This window comes from Zhongshania sp., from assembly GCF_047636175.1.
GTDB lineage: Bacteria > Pseudomonadota > Gammaproteobacteria > Pseudomonadales > Spongiibacteraceae > Spongiibacter.
The window spans coordinates 28,406-49,514 of record NZ_JBLIKC010000024.1; the positions used below are offsets into that span (position 1 = coordinate 28,406).

Genomic DNA, 21,109 nt, shown 5'->3' on the forward strand with positions numbered 1-21,109 from the left:
GTGTGCGCTCTGGGATCACGATATTTTGGTCATAACATAATGTTAAATTCAAAGCGCATTGCTAATAGTTATTTTTCTGATGGTGCGTTGCATAGCTATGGTAGCTAATAATTTTATTGTGAGGTAGAAGTTATGGTGCAGACTTATAAGGCGTTGGTGGCGACACGTCAAGACGGAAAACTATCAGTGGGTTTCGAGCAGCTAGCGGCATCAGATATTGGTGACGGAGATGTGGAAATAGCAGTTGAGTATTCTACTTTGAACTATAAGGACGGGCTGGCAATGAGTGACGCCATTCCCATTGTTCAGCAAGATCGCTTGATCTTGGGTATAGATATGGCAGGTACGGTTGCCAGCTCAGACAATCCTCGATTTAAGGTTGGCGATAAAGTGGTGATGAACGGCTACGGCGCTTCGGAAACCCATGATGGTGGCTATACTCAGCGACTCCGCACCAACGCCGACTACCTGGTCAAACTACCTGCTGGTATTAGCACTCGGCAGGCGATGGCAATTGGCACCGCTGGATACACCGCGATGTTATCGGTGATGCGTTTAGAGAAAATGGATGTTAGGCCTGAATCAGGTGCTGTGCTGGTCACTGGCGCATCAGGTGGCGTAGGGACCGTCGCAATTTCATTGCTGTCTGCGCTTGGCTACAGGGTTACAGCGTCAACAGGCCGCCTGAAAGAAGCGGACTTTCTAAAGGGTCTTGGCGCTAGCGACGTTATAGACCGCGCAGCGTTATCTGAGCCGGGCGAGATGATGCAAGCACCGCGTTGGGCAGCTGCTGTAGATTCTTGCGGCAGTCATACGTTAGCTAACGTCATTGCGCAGTTACATTACGGTGGCGTAGTAACTGCCTGTGGATTGGCGCAGGGTATCGATCTGCCGAGTAATATGATGCCCTTTGCATTGCGCAATGTGTCTTTGCTTGGTGTTGATTCTGTTCACGCACCTATGTCTTTAAGAGAAGAAGCGTGGCGCAGGTTAGCGAAGGATTTAGATATGGCGAAATTGGAAGCCTTGACGGTAAATATCCCCTTCGATGATCTCCCCGTTGCCGCAGGTAAAATTTTGCAGGGCCAAATACGCGGGCGCGCCGTAGTCGAAATTACTGACTAATTATCGCGAGAAGATTCCTAAGAATAAAAATAGTAAGGTCACGGTTATGAATAAAGAACTTGGCGTTTTTGGCTTAGAAGGCAGGGTTGCGGTTGTGACTGGCGCCGGCACAGGGATCGGTGAGGCCTGCGCGCGGTTGTTTGCTAAAGCCGGTGCTGCAGTGATGCTTAGCGATATTAATATTGACGCCTGTGAGCGTATTGCCGCTGATTTACAAGAGCAGGGATTGCAGGCCAGAGCGATGCGTCTGGATGTGACGAGTGAGGCGGATTGGACTGAGTTAAAGACAGCGCTGCAAGGATGGAAGAATCGTTGGGATGTATTGCTTAATAATGCGGGAATCTACATCGGCGGCATGCTTGAAGACAACACGATTGCACAGGTAAGTAAAATTAATCAGATCAATATTGAGTCGGTCTTTTTAGGCACCCGCACTGCGGCTGAGAGTATGAAGCCGGGCTCAACATTCGGACGGGGAGGTTCCATTATTAATCTGTCATCAATTGCGGGCTTGGTTGGTGTTCCTGGACACAGTATTTACGGTGCAACGAAGGGCGCTGTGCGCTCCTTAAGCAAGCATAGTGCGGTTGAGTTTGCCAAGTTTGGCTACGGCGTTCGTGTTAATTCGCTGCATCCTGGTTTGATTGAAACCGCAATGGGGGATCAGGCCTTACAGGAATTTGTTGACATTGGCGTCGTCGCCAATGTTGATGAGGCCGCTGCCTTGCTCAAGTCAGCCATGATACCAATGGGGCGCCTAGGTAATGTGAAGGATATTGCTTATGCGGCATTATTCTTGGCTTCGGATGCCAGTTCCTATGTAACCGGAATTGAGCTGACAGTTGATGGTGGTTTTTGCGCAGCTTAAAGGAGATTGTTTATGTCTTGTCAGGGAAAAGTGGCATTGGTGACTGGTGCCGGCGTAGGAATAGGGGCTGCAACAAGTAAGGGTTTGGCTGCTGCAGGTGCCGTTGTCGTGGTGACCGATATCGACCAAGCGTCGGGTACTCGAGTGGCGGATGAAATTAATTCGGCGGGGCACCAAGCTATTTTTTTGAGCCTAGATGTCTGTGACGAAGCGCAGTGGCACTCCGTGATAACTGATGTTGTAGCACGTTATGGTGGCTTACAAATTCTGGTCAATAATGCCGGCATTGCTAATATTTGTGGGATTGAAGATGAGACCTTAGCGGGTTGGCGAAAAACCAATGCCATTAATAGTGATGCGGTCTTTTTGGGTACTCGCGAGGCGATTCGAGTGATGAAAGCCTCAGTTGGAAGTATCGTCAACATTTCCTCCATAGAAGGTATTGTCGGTGACCCGATGTTACCTGCTTACAATGCGAGTAAAGGGGCGGTGCGCGCATTTACAAAATCTGTAGCCTTGTATTGTGCGGATAAGGGTTACTCTATTAGAGTCAATTCCGTTCATCCGGGTTATGTTGTTACCCCTTTAGTGAGTGGTGCCTTGGCGCGATTAAGTAGCGGTGATGCAGAAGCATTCGCTACGCGTGTTTTGGCGAGCATTCCGATGGGCCGAATGGCGGAGCCGGAAGAAATTGCCAAGGGAATTGTATTTTTAGCTTCTGATGATGCCAGCTATATGACGGGTTCAGAATTGATTATGGATGGTGGTTACACTGCGCGATAGTAAATAGAAAGATCAATAAGTCCGCTAGCGCGGCGATTAAGCAGCTGCTAGGGGGCAGTTTCTAGTTAGTTACATGATTGCTTTGTGGCTTGTATATCTTTGCGGGCCTGGATCAATATAGTCCTTGATCAAGTAAGTTGAGACGGAATATTTTCTATCTAATCTTGGTGAGCTTCTCGGTGGCACTAATCCGTCTGTTTATATAAACCTTAAGAGTCAGATGGACACATGGTTGGATGGCTTGGGTATAATAGTGCGATCTGCTATCGCATCTATAACGAGCTGTTTGTCATGACCGAGAATACGGAAAAGAAATTGTCGCCACTTTGCCGCACAATTGAGCAGGACGGAAAGATAATCCGAGTTGAGATCTATCAAGATGTTGACGGCAATTGGTTGCTCGAAGTCTATGACGAGTTTAATAACTCTACCGCTTGGGAGGATGCTTTTGAGTCTGATCAAGACGCTTTGTTTGAAATAGAAGCGACTGTGCGTGAAGAGGGCATAGACTGTTTAATTGGCCCCGTTGATGGTGGTTTAACGTGAAAGTCGTGCCTGACAATAGCAATAGTCCAGTCGCTTTAGTAACCGGCGCTGCACAGCGTTTGGGCGCGGAGATTTGCCGCAGTCTGCATGCCCGCGGTTACCGTATTATTATTCATTATCGACATTCCCATGTCGCCGCTGACGAATTGCGAGGCGAGTTAAATTCCCTGCGTGGTGATTCTGTGGTAATACTTGCAGCCGATATGAATTCTTTGACTGACGTTAAGAATTTGGCTGCCAAGGCGATATCCCAGTGGCAGCGCTTGGACGTGTTGATTAATAATGCGTCGGGTTTTTACCCAACGCCTGTGGTGAGCGCGGATGAAAACGATTGGGACGCGCTGTTTAATAGTAATCTGAAGGGGCCTTTTTTTCTGTCGCAGGCGGTGGCGCCAGCCTTGAAAGCAAGTACAGGTTGTATCGTTAATCTCGTTGATATTTATGCCCAGAAGCCCTTAAGTGGCTTCTCTATTTACTCCATGGCTAAAGCGGGTGTGGCGATGATGACGCAATCATTGGCGCTTGAGCTTGCCCCAGATGTTCGCGTGAATGGTGTTTCTCCGGGTGCGATTTTATGGCCAGAAGAAGAGACCGATTACAGCATTAAAGAAAAGCAGGACCTCAAACAGCGGGTTCCACTCCAGCGCCAGGGTGAGGCGACTGATATCGCTCACACTGTAGCCTTTTTGGTGGCAGACGCCCCTTATATTACCGGGCAAATAATCGCGGTTGATGGCGGTCGTTCAGTATCTACATAGTTTGTTGTTGCGTCCTAGAGTTCGACTTATTTGGCGCATACAGTCTGACTGCGAGACGAGGGCTTGCGTTACCTCAGCTCGGTACCGTGAATGCCATGACAGTTTTGGGTTTGGATAATTAAAGTGACAAGATGGTTCACGGGGCAGGTAATGGAATTACCGCCCACCCCATGAGGTGCATCGCAATGTGTTAGCGATTCATACGATGGTCGATGAGCTCTTCTACCACCGCAGGGTCAGCTAAGGTTGATATGTCTCCCAGCGTGTCTAATTCATTGGCGGAGATCTTTCGTAAAATACGACGCATTATCTTGCCTGAGCGCGTTTTTGGTAGACCGGGTGCCCATTGGATTAAATCCGGTTTGGCGATGGGGCCTATTTCCTTTACGCAAAGGGCGATGAGTTCACGGGTCAGTTCGTCGCTGCCCTCTATGTCGTGCATAAGGGTGACATAGGCATAAATTCCCTGTCCTTTAATGTCGTGGGGGTAGCCAACAACAGCTGCCTCGGCGACGCCTTCATGCAACACCAGCGCGCTTTCTATTTCTGCGGTACCCATGCGGTGGCCGGATATATTCAGTACATCATCTACGCGACCGGTAATCCAGTAGTCACCATCGGCATCGCGACGGGCGCCATCACCGGTAAAATAATAGCCTGGGTGGGTGCTGAAATAGGTTTCTATGAGACGAGGGTGGTCGCCGTATATGCTGCGGATCTGGCCTGGCCATGAGCGTTTAATCACCAGTAGACCTTCACCGGCGCCGGCTATTTCATTACCTTCGGTATCGAGTAAGGCTGGCTCCACGCCAAAGAAGGGACGGGTTGCCGAGCCGGGCTTCATGGCGATAGCGCCAGGGAGTGGGGTGAGCATATGTGCACCAGTTTCGGTTTGCCACCAGGTGTCTACGATGGGGCAGCGCTTCTCGCCTACTACGCGGTGGTACCATTCCCAGGCCTCTGGGTTGATGGGTTCGCCGACTGTGCCGAGTAAGCGTAAGCTGCTGCGATCGGTTTTGCTAACGTAGTCATCGCCGGCGCCCATCAGCGCGCGCAATGCGGTTGGGGCGGTGTAGAAAATATTGACCTTGTGTTTATCAATGACTTCCCAGCAGCGCGACGCGTCGGGGTAGGTTGGTACACCCTCAAATAATAGCGTTGTAGCACCATTGGCTAACGGACCGTACACAATATAACTGTGACCAGTAATCCAGCCGACATCGGCGGTACACCAGAAAACTTCACCATCTTTATAGTCAAAGACGTATTTGTGGCTCATTGCTGATTGCAGCAGATAGCCGGCAGTGGTGTGCAATACGCCTTTGGGTTTACCGGTGGAGCCAGACGTGTAGAGGATGAACAGGGGCGCCTCGCTTTCGACGGCTATCGCAGGGCAATCAGCCGAGGCGTCGGCGACAGTATCGTGATACCAAATGTCACGGTCTTCCTGCCAGTCAACAGCGCCGCCGGTGCGCTTTACCACTAGGCATGATTCAATGCCGGGGCAGTCGCGCAGAGCGATATCAGCATTGGCTTTTAGTGGGATTTTTTTACCGCTGCGCAATCCCTCATCGGCCGTTATCAGCATCTTACAATCGGCATTTTGGATGCGGTCTTTGAGTGCTTCCGGCGAGAAACCACCAAACACCACCGAGTGAACTGCGCCAATACGGGCGCAGGCTAGCATGGCGTATGCCGCTTCGGGAATCATCGGCATATAAATACAGACGCGATCACCCTTGGTCACGCCTTGGGCGAGCATCACATTAGCCAGTTTACAGACCGCAGTATGAAGCTCGCGGTAGGTGATATGGAGTGATTCGCTGGGGTTGTCACCCTCCCAAATAATAGCGGTTTGCTCGCCACGGGTGTCAAGATGTCGATCTATGCAGTTATAAGCGACGTTGAGTTTACCGCCGTCAAACCAACTGGCTTCGCCCTTCGTAAAGTCATAGCTGTTAACGGTGTGCCAGCGCTTGTCCCAGCTTAAGAAGGTATCGGCTTGGCCTGCCCAAAAATTATCGGCGTCATTGAGTGATTGGTGGTACATCTCATCATATTGCGCTTTATTGATGTGCGCACTTGCCGCGAAACTTGGGGGTACGGGATGTACGTTCGGCTTGCTCATGGCATTATTCTCGTTGTTATGATTTTTTGATCTGCATTAATACAGCCGCGACCAGAAAGGGCGGTAATCTTTAGAGGCAGGATAACGGCTTGGCGATGAGGATTGAACCCCAAGCTAAATAAATTTAGGTTGACCTAAACGAATAGGGTAAGCAGGGGCAAGGCTGCAAATAATAATGGTTTCATATTGGGGGGGGGGGAACAAGCAGAGGTGGGCACCTCTGCCATGGAATCAGGCGACCTGAACAGGAATAGCGTTACTGGCATGGCTGACGGTATTGTCAGCATTCATATAAATAAGACGCGGCTTAAAGTTGATTAGCTCGGCTTCAGAATATGTTGCGTAAGAGCAGATAATTATGACGTCATCTACGTTGGCCTTGTGCGCGGCAGCACCGTTTATAGAAATGATGCCACTATTTTCTTCGCCACGAATTGCATAGGTGGTGAAGCGTTCGCCATTGGTGACGTTGTAAATTTGAATTTGCTCAAATTCACGGATACTCGACATATCGAGTAACTTACCGTCAATGGCGCACGAACCTTCGTAATCAAGCACTGCATGAGTTACTCGGGCTTTGTGAAGTTTAGCTTTCAGCATAACTGACTGCATAACGCTGTTCCTTTTTCGCGGTCTCTACTGGCTTAATTAGCAGCCAGCATTCCCCAGTCGGCGCTGGGGTTAACATTAAGGGTGACGTTGTCGATTAAGCGCGTGCTGCCAAGCTTGGCAGCAGCGAGTATGACCACTTCTTCGGTATCCGGGGTTACCGAGCACAGTGTACGAGCATCGCAAATAGTAAAATAATCAGATTCCAAACCAGCCTTTATAAGACTGATCTTAGCGTGCTGCTCTAATTCGCTATAGCTGTCGTAACCACAGGCGATAGCCTCACGAGTTTCCTGTAATACTTTGTGCAAAATCGGTGCAATTCTCCGCTGTTCGACATTGAGATAGCCATTGCGAGAACTCAGCGCTAAGCCGTCTTCAGCACGGGCAGTCGCAACGCCAACAATGTTAATCGGCATGCACAGATCGCGCACCATTTTACGGATAACGCTAAGTTGCTGAAAATCCTTCTCACCAAATACCGCAGTATCTGGTTGTACAATATTGAGAAGCTTCGCAACGACTGTTGCTACGCCGGTAAAATGTCCCGGTCGACTTGCGCCACAGTGGTTATCGGAGAGCTTAGGCACAACGATTTTGCTGTGGCTGTCCATGCCTTCTGGGTAAATTTCATTTACCTGCGGAAGGAATAAACATTGCGCTCCGGCAGCAAACAGCTTTTCTTTGTCTGCGGCTAAGGTGCGCGGGTAGCTGCTGAGGTCTTCGTTGGCGCCAAACTGCAGCGGGTTAACAAAGATGCTCACAACTACGATGTCGGCGTGCTGACTGGCTCGTTGAACTAGGCGCAGATGCCCTTCGTGTAGATTGCCCATAGTCGGTACAAAGGCGACGGTTTTGCCGGCGCGTTTGTCCGTATTGAGCGCTGCCCTTAGTGATGCGGCTGTGCTGTAAGTTTTCATACCACTAACTTCCCAATCTCATGCTTCGCAAAGCGAAGGTAGTTTGCTGTGAAGTCAGTCCGCTCACATTGCGGGCTGGCAACCAAGACACTGGCAATACTGCCTTAGAAATCTGAAAAGATTGCTCATAATCTGATCAGCTGGGCCAGTGGCGGGCAAGTATGCCCCAATCGCAATGGCCGTTCAATGCTTTGGTAACAAAAAATTCACGACTTTGTTACCTTCAAAAATGTTCCCCGAGGTAACAGTTCGAGATTATAAACCCTTAGTCAAAACTATGCTCGTCCGCGGGAAAGCTACCGTCGGCGACGGCGGTATTATAGCGTTTTAGGGCATCTTCTACACTATTGCTACCTTCCGCAAAGTTGCGTACGAAGCGTGCAGTCTTCTCAGTGATACCGAGTAGGTCATGTAACACCAGTACTTGGGCGTCGGTTTCGCCGCCGGCACCGATACCGATGACCGGGATTTTTAGCGAGGTGGTGATTTCAGCGGCAAGCTTGCGAGGTACGCATTCAAGCACCAGCATCGCTGCACCAGCAGCTTCTAGCGCCAAGGCATCGGCGAGAATTGCCTTGGCTTGACTGTCGTTGCGACCCTGCACGCGATAGCCGCCTAATACGTTGACAGATTGTGGTGTGAGTCCGAGGTGGCCACAGACAGGAATGCCCGCCTGATTTAGTCGAGTGATGCTTTCTGCTAGCCAGCTGCCACCCTCAACCTTGACCATATGTGCGCCCGCTCGCATCAATATGGCCGCATTATCGGCACATTGCTGAGCGTTGTTGTAGCTGCCAAAGGGCATATCGCTGATGATCAGTGGTTGCTCACAACCCCGAGCGACACAGGCAGTATGATAGGCCATGTCTTGGACTGTGACCGGCAGGGTGGAGTCTCGGCCCTGCAGCACCATGCCTAATGAGTCGCCGACCAGGATGGCGTCTATGCCCGCTTTTTGCACAAGTCTGGCAAAACTGGCGTCGTAGCAAGTGACCACGGCAAATTTTTCATGCTGTTGCTTTTTTGTCAGCAGTTTGAGGATATTAACCTTGCTCATGGAGTGCCTCGGCAGTGCCTAGAAAAATGTCGGGTTAAAGTAATGGCGGCCACTGCGTATTTGCAGTAAATATTGCAATAATTGCTCATATTGGCTGTCATTATTCGCAAAATCGATGTCGCTGGCGTTAATGATGAGTAGTGAAGAATCATTATACGATAGAAAGAATTCGCTATAGGCGGCGTTTATGCGCTCTAAATAGTCAGCGTTTATGCTCTGTTCAAATTTCACGCCACGATGCTGTATCCGCTCTTTCAGGATTTTTACCGGTGCCTGTAAGTATATAACTAAGTCTGGGGTGGGAACATCGACCTGAACTTGTTGGTAGACCTTGTTATACAGTTCTAGTTCGTTGGCATCTAGGGTGATTTGAGCGAATAAAGGGTCTTTTTGAAAGAGGAAATCAGCGATATGAGTTTGATTAAACATATCACTTTGGCGTAAGTCACTGAGCTGCTGTGCGCGCTGAAATAAGAAGAAGAGCTGGGCTGACAGCGCCGCATGACGTTGGTTGGCGTAAAAGCGCTCTAGAAAGGGATTGTCTTCGGCCCTCTCAAGCAGCATTTGGTAGTTAAGTGACTCAGCTAGGCGCCGGACTAAGGTGCTTTTACCGACGCCGATTGGCCCCTCGACTGCGATAAAGCAGGGCGGTTTTTCAGTGTTGATGATGGGTTCGTTAACTAGTGATCTCTTTATCATCTGATTCTAAAACCCATAAATTGTCGTTATCGGAGTAATCTAGCTCGGTATTGTCACCTAGCTTATCGTGAAGATGGTGGCGAAGTAATGCTTTGGGTGCAATATCCGCGAGCGGACGAAGTACAAAATCTCTATCAAACATACGTGGATGCGGAACGGTAAGCTCGGGTGTTTGGATGTTTGCGTTGCCATAAAGCAGTAAATCGAGGTCTAGTGTGCGGGCGGCCCACTGGACAGTGCGTTCACGCTGATGTTCGACTTCGATGGCTTGCAGAGTATTTAGGAGGCTGGTCGCGCTCAGTGTTGTGTCAATGGCGATGACGGCATTGACGTAATTTTCTTGCGTTCCGGGACCGACGGCTATCGAACCGTAAAGGTGGGACTGCGCAAGCAGTTCGCAACCAGGTGTCGCGGCAATTGTCTTTATGGCTCTTAAGACTTGCTGCTTGGGCAGGCTTAAGTTGCTGCCCAAGGCAATATAACTGCGGATCATCTCGGTTTGCGAGGGCTGCGGCGGCGCCGGGATGTAGTTGGTCTGTCATCACTGGCTGGGATTTGCGTGAGCATGGCGCCGCGGGTATCGATATGGGCTTCTTGGAACGCTAGCCACCACTGCCCCAGTCCAGGCTCAATTTCGCCTGCTTGTTCACGCAGCAGAAGAAAGTCGAAGCCCGCTCTAAAATAACGGTGATCTAACAGCAGCTCAGCGCGCTTGCCGGAGCGGCGAGTTAGGCGGCTCTGCAACTCCCATATATCGCGCATTGGCAAAGAGAAGCGCTTTGGTATGGCGACCGTAAGCTGCTGTTTGCGCAACACGCGTTCAGCGGCTTGGTGAAGCGCGGGAATTTCTGGCACGCCACTATCAAGAATCTCTTTGTGAATACGTTTTACCACTGGCCACAATATTACGGCATAAATAAATGCGGGCGTAACGGGCTTTTTCTCGGCGATTCTGGCGTCGGTATTAATGAGACCTTGTTGGATAATAGTCTCGGCCGCGGGTTCGTGTTGGTTGAGCATTTTTTGCGTGCTTGGGAATAATGGGCTGAACAAACCGTAACGCTGCATTAGCGCATAAGTCTGCAGTCCCTGACCGGACATAAGCAGTTTGATAACTTCGTCAAACATGCGTGCGGCGGATATGTCTGTCAGTAGCGGCGCTAAACGTTTTAATGGTTCTTCGGTATGTTGCTCTATATCGAAGTTGAGTTTCGCTGCAAAGCGGACAACACGCAGCATACGAACGGGATCTTCCCGGTAGCGAGTTTCCGGGTCCCCTATAATGCGTATCAATTTTTGTTCTAGGTCGCGCATACCGCCGACATAGTCGTAGACACAGAAATCTCTGCTAGAGTAATAAAGTGCGTTGATAGTGAGGTCGCGGCGAGCGGCGTCCTCGTTGACTGAGCCGTAGACATTGTCTCGGGTAAGCATGCCTGATTCGGTACGAGCGGAATGCTTATTGCGTTGGCCATTGTTGCTGACGCTAGTGCCGGGCGCGTCGTGACCACCTCGAAAAGTGGTGACTTCGATGATTTCGCTGCCAAAGCGGACGTGGACAATACGGAACCGGCGACCAATGATACGGCTATTGCGAAACGCACCACGAACTTGCTCGGGTGTTGCATTAGTGGCGATGTCGAAATCTTTGGGTTGGCCACCTAATAGCAAATCTCTTACCCCTCCGCCAACGAGGTAGGCGTCGAAGCCTTCCTCATTGAGTCGCCGTATTACTTTTATGGCGGCGTCGTTGATATGTTTGCGGGAGACGCAATGCTCGTCTCGCGGGATAATTGTCGCGGAGGGTGGCGCGTATTGGGTGGGTTTGGAAAACTTGTTAGAGAGTTTTTTCCAGAGCCCGGTAACGGAGCTAGATGTCATGGAGTTTTATGGGTAGCCGGTGAATAGTGTAAAGGCAGTATTCTAGCACAGCCTTATTTGGAGTGTTGTTAAAGGAGTGATGGAATTTTAGGGTATAACTGAGTTCAAATTGATGCTTGGGGAATAATTTAGGGGTTTTAAAATAAAGAAAGGGAAAACAATGTCTTCCCCACCCAGGTCTCTTTGCTTTTATATTATTATTATTTTTTATCTGTTTTCTTATTATTATTTTGTTTTTTTTATTATTCTTCGCTCCCAACATAGAGCATATGTCGTGCCAGCTTTTGTTTTTCTTTTGTTATCAATAGCTTGCTGATATTTTGTGTTTTTTGCTGATGTTAAAAAGACGTGGTTTGTTACCTTAGTAAACGCTCTTTGTTACGCTGACGGGTCTGGGGTAACGCTCGGATATACCTCATGTTCCCGAGCGAGAACTTACTTTTTTGCGAGGAATACCCAAGCGCTGGCGGCGTTCCCATAGGCACTTTCTACTTACGCCAAGTTTCTGTGCGAGCTCAGTTTCGCTCATAGAGTCTTGGTGTTCAAGAACAAATCGTTGGAAATAGTCTTCCAAAGACAGGTCTTCGCTCGGATCGGCATGAAGGGGTTTACGACGCTCTGGCGCGGTGGTGTTGCTTGCTGGCCGAGCGGGCTGCTCGTTACGGCGGCCGCGAATCTGGCTGATATCAACGAGCTCTAGATCAATGTCGAGTAACTCATTGTCGATCTCTTTGCGGTCGCACAAGATTACTGCGCGCTCGATGGCATTTTCCAACTCTCGGATATTACCCGGCCAAATGTAGGTGGTAATGGCCTGAATGGCCTTGGGGCTGAAGTGCATTAGCGGTTTTTTCATCTTCTCGCAGCGGTTTTTAAGCAGCGCCTCGGCGAGCTCAAGAATGTCTTTGCCGCGCTCGCGCAAAGGCGGTAATTCCAACTTCATGACATTGATACGGTAGTATAAATCTTCTCGAAAGCGCCCTGAGTGTGCCATGTCCTTTAAGTCGCGGTGGGTTGCACAGATCAGTCTAACGTTAACCTTGATGGATTCTACCGACCCTATGCGGCGGATCTCCTTTTCCTGAATAAAGCGTAACAGGCGGGCTTGGGCTTCCAGCGGCAGCTCGCCAATCTCGTCGAGGAATAATGTGCCGCCATCCGCTGCTTCTATCAGACCGGTGCGGTTGGCGTTCGCGCCGGTAAACGCACCTTTTTCATAGCCAAACAGCTCTGATTCTATGAGCGTTTCTGGAATAGCCGCGCAGTTGACACAGATAACTGGCTTGCTGCTGCGCGTACTTTGATTATGAATGGCGCGCGCGACTAACTCTTTACCCGTGCCGGTTTCGCCGTGTATTAGAATGGTCGCGTCGGTAGGTGCCGCTCTGCGTATATGATCATAAAGTTGCTGCATTGCCTTGCAGCTGCCGATCATGCCGTTGAAATCGGCTATTTGCTTGCGTTGATTGCTATTCGGCTCAGGTGTGTTGGGTTGGCGCTCTGCGCGTGCGGCGCTGATAATGCGCTCGACGGTCTCAATCATTTCGTCGTGATCGAAGGGCTTGGCGATATAGTCGATAGCGCCCTTCTTCATTGAATCTACGGCAGATTTCAAACTCGCGTAGCTAGTCATAATTAGCACGGGTGCATCAGTTTTACTGATGAGATCGGTTCCCGCCGCCCCCGGCAGACGCAAGTCGCTGATAATTAATGAGTAGTCGTTGATATTATAACTGCTCAACGCTTTTTGTACGGAGTCGGCTTCATCAACCTGATAGTTATGTCGTTCGAGCAGGCGCCGCAGTGCCAGACGGATGACATCTTCGTCTTCGACTATGAGGATTTTGGGCATAATTCTCTCCGTGGTTTCTTGCGGCCACTAGCGAACAGGCGCGTAGCCGGACAACATAACGCGATCAGCGAAATAATTCTAGTTTGGCTCGGGCTGACTTAAAACTAGATGGATATGAATCCGGGTGCCATGGCTGCTGAATTCAGGCACGGGGCTTTCAATACTAATATCGCCGCCTAGATCAGTAATAATATTGTACGCCAGAGCAAGCCCTAAGCCGGTGCCTTTACCAGGGTCTTTAGTGGTAAAAAACGGCTCAAATATTCTGTTCTGAAGCTTTTGATCGATGCCTATGCCATGATCTGTCACCGTAATATGGGCTTCAGCGTTATCCTCTTCGGCTTCTATGGTGATCATTGCGTTGTCGCTGCTGGCATCCCTGGCATTCGATAGCAGATTGATAAAGACCTGCATTAGTCTTTGATTGTCGCCATTCACGACAATGTCAGTGGGGCAGTTGTTATTGTAGTGAATCTGTTGAGCTTCATTATCGAGGCTGAGTAACTGGACAGCCTCAGATACACAACTTCTTATGTTGACGGCCTCCGTCGCTTGGGCGCGGTCTTCTCTGCCGGTGTGGGCAAAGTTCACTAAGCTGCCAACAATACTGCTGATACGTTTCGTCTGCTTCACGATTTGTGATGCAGTTTCGAGAGTGTCTGGGTTTTCTGTCTCATAGCGCAGGTTTTGAGCAAGGCAGGCGATGCCCGTGACAGGGTTGCCTATTTCGTGGGCAACACCGGCGGCGAGTCGACCAATAGAAGCCAGGCGTTCCTGGTGAGTGAGTTCATGCTCCAGTAGCTGGGTATCGGTGATATCTTCAACAACGATAATTAGCTCGTCTCTTCCCCACATCTGTGACTCGGTCCGGTGTAGGTTGAGCCAACGTAAACCTTGCTCGGTTTCAACGCAAAATTTGCTGCGATGCAGATCACTGCTTGCTAAGAAATTAATTAGGCAGTTTGCCCATGGCTCTGGTAAACCGTTGAGGCTTGAACCTGTCACAGCGCTCGATTGAATGTCAGTAATGTCGGCCATCGACATATTCCACAGTAATATTTCTTGGTCGCCACCCAGTGCGCATACGCCGATGGGGAGGTCCTCTAATGTTTGGCGATGGTAGCGGCGGAGGCTGTCGAGGTCGGCAGCTAGACCGGTGAGATTTGTTTGATATCGCTCTAAGCGTTCTTCAATATAAGTGATGTCTTCACCGCTGCCTAAAACACTGGCGGTGTAAGGCAGCACGCCATCAATGACGCGTCGAGCGCTGGATGGCCCAAGTAGCGACGATAGGTTGATTTCTATTCTGTCGCGTATGCGGCGTAAGGCATAGGGCCGAGTCTCTTGCTCGTCAAGGTGGAGTTCCTCCAGTGCGCGCCTAAATTCTTGCTCGGCGGCGTGATCGCCCAATGCATCTTGAAGGCGCTGCTTTATTTCTACAGCTGTCTGTAAATTCAGGACGTGGCGGCTGGGCCGGTTTAGGTCGTCTAGGGTGCAGGCTTCCGCTGCGCTGCGCTCTTCTGCTGACGTTTCGCTAAACATGGAAACAAGAATAAAAAGTGCGCTATTGATGCCGATCGATAAACTGGCGACGACAACCCAAAACTCATCTTTAGCTACCTCATTGATATACAGACTTTCTAGGTAGGCTGGGTGGTAGTCGCCGAACATGGGGATTAGTAAGCCTACCCCCCATACGATAAACCCCGCGGTGAGACCGCTTATAAAACCGTTGCGATTCGCGCGGGGCCAATACAGTACCGCGAGCACGCCGGGTAGAAATTGTAGGCAACCGGTGGCCGATGCGATGGTGAGATTGGTGAGGGTTTGCACGTCGCCAATCAGGTCATAAAAAATGAAGCCGACCAAAATAATAGCGCAGACAAGCAGTTGGCGTGCGGTTAATAGCCAGCGATAGATGTCGAGATTGCGGTCTTTAGGGTGAAACAGCGGCAAAACCAGATGGTTCAGACTCATGGATGCCAAGGCGAGGGTGGTGACAATAATGGTGCCGCCTACTGCCGATAAGCCGCCTAGATAGATCAATATAGTTAGCCAAAGGTTATCGACGTTTAACGACAGGCCGAGCGGGAAATAGTCTGTTGTTATGGTCAGCCCTGAGGCCTTGCCTGCCCAAAGTATGGGCAGTACCGGCAGGCTCATAACCAGCAAAAATAATGGTAGCCCCCAGCTGGCGGTGACAAGGTTTTTGCGGCTGGGGTTTTCCGCAAATAGCATGTGAAATACATGTGGCATACAAACAGATCCCGCAAAGAACATGATCAGCATGAGTCTGTTGGTGTCGCCGGATTGCGGTGTGCTCAGGTCTTCTAGTATGTCTGGGTGGGCGAGTAGCCATTCCTGCAAGCCACCGAAACCGCCAAAGACCGAGTATATGGCGACAAGGCCGACCAAGACGAAGGCGAGCATTTTAATAATGGATTCAAATGCCAGGGCCACAACTAGGCCTCGGTGGCTGTCTTTAGATGGCAGATTCCGAGATCCGAACAAGATTGTAAAAACGGTAATCACAACACAAAAAAGCAATGCGATTAGGGTTTTGAAATTTGCGTTATCGTCCCCCAAGGCCTCGCCGGCGCTTAGAATTAGGGTGGATTCAGAGACTATTTTTATTTGGATGGCGAGTAGTGGCCAAACTGAAAGTGCTAAAAATAAGGTGGCTGCTGAGCCTACCCAAGAACTGCGAAAACGGAAACTCAATAAGTCGGCTAATGAGTTTAGCCGGTAGCTTCTGCATATCTGATGTAATGGCGCCAGTAGTATTGGCAATAGTATTAGTGCGGCTGAAATGCCGATGTAGTAGTTAAGGAAGCTATAACCGTAGCGTTCCGCGAAGCCGACGGCGCCATAAACGGCGAAGCCGCTGGCGTAAACCCCTAGTGACAAAACGTAGATGCTGGGGTGATTGACTAGGCGCGACGGCAATAATTGTCGCTCGGTGGCGTAGGCAATGCCAAACAGCAGAGCCATGTAGCCTATGCCGAGGAAAAAGAGTGTGTTGAGGCTAAGGGTCATTGCGGTGCTGTTTATAGTGACTGATGAAAATAAAAACAATGATGACTAGCCAGACCACATAATGGCGATACCAAAGGGGGCTGGCGTCATTTAACCAGCGACTTAAAGCCGGAGCATAGATAAAGCCAAAAGTTGCTAGGAGCAGCAGTGACGAGTGAATTTGCATGGTGGCCGCGAGGTGTTCAATGTCGGAGTGATGTTACTGGAGCGGCTGCAAAACTGCAAAATATTGCAAGCTGAGTTTACAAGTTCAATGCGGTTTGAGTGGGGATGTGTTCGACACGCCAATGCTGGATTGCCCATTGCAGTATGCCGGCAATATCGAGCTCAGGCGCTGGCGGGGCTTGCTGTAAATACCTCAGGACCCGGCGGAGGTTCTCCTTGGCAAGCTGGTCGTCGATGGCGGGGGCAAAGCTTTGTTTGCTTAGTTTGTGGCCGTCGTCGCCAACAATAAGCGGTAAATGCAGATAGCGAATCGGCGCTAGCGACAGCGCGTGCTGGAGGTGGATTTGCCACGCGGTAGCATCTATCAGATCTACGCCGCGCACGATGTCGCTAATATCTTGGCTTGCGTCATCCACTACGACGGCGAGTTGATAGGCATAGAGACCATCGCGCCGTTTGAGCACGGGATCGCCTATTTGATCGCTCAGATAGCGTTGGCTGCCCTGCACTCGGTCTGAAAACACCACATCTGTTTGTTGAATCTTTAGGCGAATGGAGGCGTTGCCGACAACAAAAGGCGTAATGCAGCTACTTGGGTGTATGCCGCCACTCTTGGCCAACTGTGCGCGTGAACAGCTGCAATAGTAGGCATGCTGCCTGTTCAGCAAGCTAGTGAGGGCGGTTTCGTAGCTTTCGCTGTGGTGGCTTTGCCATAGGATGTCACCGTCCCAGTGCAGGCCATGAGCGACTAAGCTGTTGATAATAAGTTTGGCGGCACTGACTTGCTCGCGGGGCGGGTCTATATCTTCGATGCGCAACAACCATCGCCCGCGATTAGCTCGTGCGTCTAGATAGCTGGCTACAGCAGTAAGCAGGGAGCCTAGATGTAACGGTCCGCTGGGAGAGGGGGCAAACCGGCCAATATAGCCGGTATGAGGATCTGGCATAGCAAACCTATTTGCATGGGCCTAAGGTCAGCCCATGTAAATTAACCGCGTTCCTGGCGCTCTTTGATTTCGTCTAGCGTCTTGCAGTCGATACACAAAGTGGCAGTCGGTCTAGCTTCAAGACGCTTAATGCCAATATCTACACCACAGGTGTCACAGAAACCATAATCGTTTTCGTCAATTAGATTGAGGGTCGAATCAATCTTCTTGATCAACTTGCGCTCGCGATCACGGGTGCGCAATTCAAGACTGAACTCCTCTTCCTGAGTCGCGCGGTCTGCGGGATCAGGGAAGTTAGCGGCTTCGTCCTTCATGTGACTTACAGTACGGTCAACTTCTTCCATTAACTCAGCTTTCCAGCTAAGCAAAATCTGGCGAAAGTGCTCCTTCTGTTTCTCGTTCATATATTCTTCGCCCTTTTTTTCTTTATAAGGAACGAAGGTCTTTAAATTGTCAGTTGTACTCTGCTGTGCAGGCATGGCTGGCCCCTTCTGTACAAGCCGTTAACCGCAAACTGCGGACATGCGCGGCGACGCTGTGTCGCCAAATCGGCAAAACTACCAGATATGTCCCTCTTGTGCTACACGAAATTCACCTTAAATTCCTCGAGTAACCAGTTGCGGCGATGTTAAGGCCTTGCAGATACAGCTACACTGCCATTTTTGACTAACAGGTACAGTATAGGTGATGAATTCTTTTGCACGCCGGCTGGCAGATATAGAGCCATTTCGAGTGGTTGAAGTATTAACGCGGGCCAAGCAGCTTGCGGCGGCGGGCCGCGATATTGTGCACATGGAAGCGGGCGAGCCAGACTTTAGCACGGTGGCGTCTGTTGTTAATGCCGCGAAGGCGTCATTAGATCGAGGAGAAACCTATTATACCCCCGCAGCGGGCATCCCTGAGTTACGACAAGCGATTTCTCGATTTTATCGAACCGAGCACGACCTGGATATTGCGCCTGAACGAATAATGATTACGCCGGGTGCATCCGGCGCCTTGCTATTGTTGGCGGGCTTACTAATTAATCCTGGTGATGGCATGTTGATGACTGACCCGGGCTATCCCTGCAATCGTCATTTTCTACGCTTGGTTGAGGGCGAAGGTCAGTTGGTGCCTGTGGGGCCAGAGGATCGGTTTCAGCTTAATGCCGAGAAAGCGGAACAATATTGGCAGCCAAACACTAGGGGGATTATGGTGGCGTCGCCAGCAAATCCGACCGGTGAGATATTGTGTGCAGCGCAGTTGCGAGATCTTCACGCCCTGTGTGAACGCAAGCAGGGGTATTTGGTGGTGGATGAAATTTATCACGGCTTAAATTACGGCGTCGACGCGCCCAGTATTTTATCGATTACCGACAAGGCGTTTGTGATTAACAGTTTTTCAAAATATTTTGGTATGACGGGTTGGCGTCTAGGTTGGTTAGTTGCTCCGGAAGAGGCCGTGCCGCATTTAGAAAAGCTCGCTCAGAATTTCTTTATATCCATGTCGACTATGGGGCAATACGCCGCGTTGGCCGCGTTTGAGCCAGACACTCGCGCAGAGTTGAATCTCCGTCGAGATGAATTTGCGGCGCGGCGTGATTACCTGTTGCCGGCGCTGCGGGACTTGGGTTTTGATATACCACACTGCCCAGATGGCGCGCTGTATCTATATGCCGGTATTCAGAGGTTTAAGACCAATAGTCAGCAGTTTTGTTTAAACCTGCTGGAAAATCATGGTATCGCCATTACGCCCGGCGAGGACTTTGGCCGCTATCAGGCAGATCAGCATGTTCGTTTTGCTTACACCACAGGGCTTGCGCGTTTAGAGGAGGGGGTGGCTCGGCTACGTAGTGTTTTGGACTAGCGGGCTTGGGATTTTTTAAGATTAGCGCCTAGGCATTGAAGTATAAAAATCTGGGTACCGAATAACTCGGTTTTACTGGGTGTTTATTGTGATAGTTGAGGTTATAGCCTCGGCCATGTATTCGGCTAGGATCTTCATTTTGGACAAAATTAGGCCTCGAAATATCGCTTGATATGGGGGTTAGCAAGTATTGCCAGGGGAGGGAAAGATTTGGGCTGAATTTAGCTTGCCGATGTATATTTGGGTGGCGTTCAAAACAGCGGGTTTTTTGATAGGGTCCGCTAAGACGTCTTGATAAAAATCCCTGAGTAATAGTTTAAGGTCGTCTCAGTTTGCAGTAGCAGTTTTTGTTGGCGGCATAAAATCCCTTTTTCTGCTTGGACGGGATTGTCGTCAAGGTCGTGATTTGTGGTGCTACTATATTAATAATTTTAGAGTGTTTATGTTATCGCAAGCCTGTTGATACGGTGTTAGCGTGGGCTGAAGGGGTCGGTATTGAGAGGCAAAACTGCAGAAGAGGTGGCGCTCCAGCATATTATAGAGCGCTTAGGTAAATTTAAGCCTCGGCAAAGATGGTGGCGGCGCTGGGTGAAGCGCTCTGCTGTTGCAATCATTCTGCGAGAGCTGAATGACCAAATCGAAGTCTTAATGATAAAAAGGGCTGATCGAGAGGGTGACCCTTGGTCTGGCCACATGGCATTTCCCGGTGGCAGAATGGATCGAGGGGATATTACTGGTCTGCGTACGGCAATACGTGAGACTGAGGAAGAAACCGGTATTTATTTAGAAAAAGCCGGTCATTGTATTGGTCGTTTGTCGGATATTGTTAGTCGCCCCCATTCTGGCCGACAGCCCATGGTGGTGACACCCTATGCATTTAGACTGCATACGGCGGTAAGTATTGAGCCAAATCATGAGGTTGCTGAGGCAGTTTGGATTCCATTAAGCTTTTTAATGGATCCAGAAGAGCGTCAGACGATGGCGTGGGGTAATGGTAAGTTGACACTAACATTGCCATGCTACTTCTTCGGGAAGCGCCGTATATGGGGGATGTCACTAAAAATGCTCGATGAGTTACTTGGCCTCATTTGAGTCATTTTCGGATTTCTCGGTCGGGTCGAAAGCTTCGTCTTCGGGCCACTCGGCCTCCAAGCCCGAGCCTAAATTGGGCCGCACCGGGCCAAACTCCGCTTCCTGACTTTGCTCTGGTTCGGGCAGCAGATTGCGCTGATCTTCCCACAGGAAAATTTTGGTTTCGTTGAGCAGTTGTCGCCCTTGGCTTTGAGGTCTAGCGGCTTCCGCCAGCGCCTCGTCGGGGAGCAGTTTTTGCAGCCAGGCTTTAAAAACCGCCATGATAATCGGGGTTTTCTTGGCGTCGACATATTGCCAGCGTGAGCCGTCAAGAATATTGCCAGACACCCGGTCCTCTTTTACGGGCAACCAGTAAACCCCGCAGCTCGATAAACTGAAGTCGTCTTGGCGGCCAAAGCTGACATCAGCTTTAAAGGGGTTGAAGGCATCCTCAGGCGGCTTGTCTATGCGGTGCAAGGCCATTATCCATTGGCTTCCGGGGAGAAAATCCTTGGCCTCTGGTCGACATAAATTGTCTTTATTGCCCCAAATTCGAATTTGCTCGCGGTACTCATCACCCTGAATGATTTCCTTGATATTTAAATCAAAACCATTGCCTTTGCCGCGCTCTACTTCGCCGAAGACTACGAGGTCTGTCTCGGTATAAACCGTTTTAAATGGCCCCTGCCACAGGCACTCGCAGGCGAGGGTGGTCGCACTAAAGCACAAGCTAATAATGATGAGCGCAATTTTCAATAGTTTTCCTTAACATGCTCGGTGTTGTCGGCCGGGGTAATTAGTAGTTAATCATATACTGCT

19 protein-coding genes are annotated in these 21,109 nt (G+C 50.1%); 7 read left to right on the forward strand and 12 right to left on the reverse strand.

Features of this window, described 5'->3' with window-relative positions; all coding sequences use genetic code 11:
- The first annotated feature begins 132 nt into the window (after positions 1–132).
- The 5 genes from ACI955_RS13845 (at position 133) to ACI955_RS13865 (ending at position 4,080) form a co-directional block, all read left to right on the forward strand.
- A complete protein-coding gene (locus ACI955_RS13845; protein WP_415244333.1) occupies positions 133–1,125 on the forward strand; it encodes an MDR family oxidoreductase in 993 nt (330 codons plus the stop codon).
- Positions 1,126–1,171: 46 nt separating this feature from the next.
- Positions 1,172–1,993, forward strand: a complete 822-nt coding sequence (locus tag ACI955_RS13850) for an SDR family NAD(P)-dependent oxidoreductase (protein ID WP_415244334.1) — start codon at positions 1,172–1,174, stop codon at positions 1,991–1,993.
- Between the two features lie 12 nt (positions 1,994–2,005).
- A complete protein-coding gene (locus ACI955_RS13855) occupies positions 2,006–2,776 on the forward strand; it encodes a glucose 1-dehydrogenase (protein ID WP_415244335.1) in 771 nt (256 codons plus the stop codon).
- 291 nt (positions 2,777–3,067) lie between these two features.
- A complete protein-coding gene (locus tag ACI955_RS13860) occupies positions 3,068–3,322 on the forward strand; it encodes a hypothetical protein (protein ID WP_415244336.1) in 255 nt (84 codons plus the stop codon).
- Positions 3,319–4,080, forward strand: coding sequence for a pteridine reductase (locus ACI955_RS13865; RefSeq protein ID WP_415244337.1), 762 nt, complete (start codon positions 3,319–3,321; stop codon positions 4,078–4,080). The genes ACI955_RS13860 and ACI955_RS13865 overlap by 4 nt, the downstream gene beginning before the upstream one ends.
- Before the next feature lie 190 nt (positions 4,081–4,270).
- On the opposite strand, the gene acs is transcribed toward ACI955_RS13865, so the two are convergent.
- The 11 genes from acs to dksA form a co-directional block, all read right to left on the reverse strand.
- On the reverse strand, positions 4,271–6,208 hold the full coding sequence (gene acs / locus ACI955_RS13870) for an acetate--CoA ligase (protein WP_415244338.1): 1,938 nt from the start codon (positions 6,206–6,208) through the stop codon (positions 4,271–4,273).
- A gap of 231 nt (positions 6,209–6,439) precedes the next feature.
- On the reverse strand, positions 6,440–6,820 hold the full coding sequence (gene panD, locus ACI955_RS13875; RefSeq protein ID WP_415244339.1) for an aspartate 1-decarboxylase: 381 nt from the start codon (positions 6,818–6,820) through the stop codon (positions 6,440–6,442).
- 32 nt (positions 6,821–6,852) lie between these two features.
- On the reverse strand, positions 6,853–7,737 hold the full coding sequence (gene panC / locus ACI955_RS13880; RefSeq protein ID WP_415244340.1) for a pantoate--beta-alanine ligase: 885 nt from the start codon (positions 7,735–7,737) through the stop codon (positions 6,853–6,855).
- A 265-nt stretch (positions 7,738–8,002) separates the two neighbouring features.
- On the reverse strand, positions 8,003–8,794 hold the full coding sequence (gene panB, locus ACI955_RS13885) for a 3-methyl-2-oxobutanoate hydroxymethyltransferase (RefSeq protein WP_415244341.1): 792 nt from the start codon (positions 8,792–8,794) through the stop codon (positions 8,003–8,005).
- 18 nt (positions 8,795–8,812) lie between these two features.
- Positions 8,813–9,493: a deoxynucleoside kinase gene (locus tag ACI955_RS13890; RefSeq protein WP_415244342.1), complete on the reverse strand. Its 681-nt coding sequence runs from the start codon at positions 9,491–9,493 to the stop codon at positions 8,813–8,815.
- Positions 9,471–9,986, reverse strand: a complete 516-nt coding sequence (gene folK / locus ACI955_RS13895; protein ID WP_415244343.1) for a 2-amino-4-hydroxy-6-hydroxymethyldihydropteridine diphosphokinase — start codon at positions 9,984–9,986, stop codon at positions 9,471–9,473. Before folK ends, ACI955_RS13890 begins: the two co-directional genes overlap by 23 nt.
- The gene (gene pcnB / locus ACI955_RS13900) at positions 9,983–11,374 is read right to left on the reverse strand and encodes a polynucleotide adenylyltransferase PcnB (protein ID WP_415244344.1); all 1,392 of its coding nucleotides are present in this window, start codon (positions 11,372–11,374) and stop codon (positions 9,983–9,985) included. The genes folK and pcnB overlap by 4 nt, the downstream gene beginning before the upstream one ends.
- A 415-nt stretch (positions 11,375–11,789) precedes the next feature.
- The gene (locus ACI955_RS13905) at positions 11,790–13,226 is read right to left on the reverse strand and encodes a sigma-54-dependent transcriptional regulator (protein WP_415244345.1); all 1,437 of its coding nucleotides are present in this window, start codon (positions 13,224–13,226) and stop codon (positions 11,790–11,792) included.
- Positions 13,227–13,304: 78 nt separating this feature from the next.
- Positions 13,305–16,217, reverse strand: a complete 2,913-nt coding sequence (locus ACI955_RS13910; protein ID WP_415244346.1) for a sensor histidine kinase — start codon at positions 16,215–16,217, stop codon at positions 13,305–13,307.
- Positions 16,218–16,504: 287 nt separating this feature from the next.
- The gene (gene gluQRS, locus ACI955_RS13915; protein ID WP_415244347.1) at positions 16,505–17,374 is read right to left on the reverse strand and encodes a tRNA glutamyl-Q(34) synthetase GluQRS; all 870 of its coding nucleotides are present in this window, start codon (positions 17,372–17,374) and stop codon (positions 16,505–16,507) included.
- A gap of 41 nt (positions 17,375–17,415) precedes the next feature.
- Entirely contained in the window at positions 17,416–17,853 is a 438-nt protein-coding gene (gene dksA / locus ACI955_RS13920; RefSeq protein WP_415244348.1) for an RNA polymerase-binding protein DksA, read from the reverse strand.
- 208 nt (positions 17,854–18,061) lie between these two features.
- On the opposite strand from dksA, the gene ACI955_RS13925 reads away from it, so the two are divergent.
- Both ACI955_RS13925 and ACI955_RS13930 read left to right on the forward strand, forming a co-directional pair.
- The gene (locus tag ACI955_RS13925) at positions 18,062–19,219 is read left to right on the forward strand and encodes a pyridoxal phosphate-dependent aminotransferase (protein ID WP_415244349.1); all 1,158 of its coding nucleotides are present in this window, start codon (positions 18,062–18,064) and stop codon (positions 19,217–19,219) included.
- Positions 19,220–19,714: 495 nt separating this feature from the next.
- Positions 19,715–20,311 carry an NUDIX hydrolase gene (locus ACI955_RS13930; RefSeq protein ID WP_415244350.1) on the forward strand — a complete coding sequence of 199 codons (597 nt, stop codon included), beginning with the start codon at positions 19,715–19,717 and terminating at the stop codon, positions 20,309–20,311.
- On the opposite strand, the gene ACI955_RS13935 is transcribed toward ACI955_RS13930, so the two are convergent.
- Complete coding sequence (locus tag ACI955_RS13935) at positions 20,294–21,046, reverse strand: hypothetical protein (RefSeq protein ID WP_415244351.1); 753 nt, start codon at positions 21,044–21,046, stop codon at positions 20,294–20,296. The two genes, ACI955_RS13930 and ACI955_RS13935, sit on opposite strands and share 18 nt — an antisense overlap.
- Positions 21,047–21,109 lie beyond the last annotated feature (63 nt).

Bases quoted from the DNA above. Each gene is read 5' to 3' on its own strand.
- pcnB (WP_415244344.1), bottom strand. From the start codon at position 11,374: ATGACATCTAGCTCCGTTACCGGGCTCTGGAAAAAACTCTCTAACAAG.
- ACI955_RS13860 (WP_415244336.1), top strand. From the start codon at position 3,068: ATGACCGAGAATACGGAAAAGAAATTGTCGCCACTTTGCCGCACAATT.
- ACI955_RS13905 (WP_415244345.1), bottom strand. From the start codon at position 13,226: ATGCCCAAAATCCTCATAGTCGAAGACGAAGATGTCATCCGTCTGGCA.
- panC (WP_415244340.1), bottom strand. From the start codon at position 7,737: ATGAAAACTTACAGCACAGCCGCATCACTAAGGGCAGCGCTCAATACG.
- ACI955_RS13910 (WP_415244346.1), bottom strand. From the start codon at position 16,217: ATGGCTCTGCTGTTTGGCATTGCCTACGCCACCGAGCGACAATTATTG.
- ACI955_RS13890 (WP_415244342.1), bottom strand. From the start codon at position 9,493: ATGATAAAGAGATCACTAGTTAACGAACCCATCATCAACACTGAAAAA.
- ACI955_RS13845 (WP_415244333.1), top strand. From the start codon at position 133: ATGGTGCAGACTTATAAGGCGTTGGTGGCGACACGTCAAGACGGAAAA.
- ACI955_RS13855 (WP_415244335.1), top strand. From the start codon at position 2,006: ATGTCTTGTCAGGGAAAAGTGGCATTGGTGACTGGTGCCGGCGTAGGA.
- acs (WP_415244338.1), bottom strand. From the start codon at position 6,208: ATGAGCAAGCCGAACGTACATCCCGTACCCCCAAGTTTCGCGGCAAGT.
- gluQRS (WP_415244347.1), bottom strand. From the start codon at position 17,374: ATGCCAGATCCTCATACCGGCTATATTGGCCGGTTTGCCCCCTCTCCC.
- ACI955_RS13925 (WP_415244349.1), top strand. From the start codon at position 18,062: ATGAATTCTTTTGCACGCCGGCTGGCAGATATAGAGCCATTTCGAGTG.
- panD (WP_415244339.1), bottom strand. From the start codon at position 6,820: ATGCAGTCAGTTATGCTGAAAGCTAAACTTCACAAAGCCCGAGTAACT.
- folK (WP_415244343.1), bottom strand. From the start codon at position 9,986: ATGATCCGCAGTTATATTGCCTTGGGCAGCAACTTAAGCCTGCCCAAG.
- panB (WP_415244341.1), bottom strand. From the start codon at position 8,794: ATGAGCAAGGTTAATATCCTCAAACTGCTGACAAAAAAGCAACAGCAT.
- ACI955_RS13850 (WP_415244334.1), top strand. From the start codon at position 1,172: ATGAATAAAGAACTTGGCGTTTTTGGCTTAGAAGGCAGGGTTGCGGTT.
- dksA (WP_415244348.1), bottom strand. From the start codon at position 17,853: ATGCCTGCACAGCAGAGTACAACTGACAATTTAAAGACCTTCGTTCCT.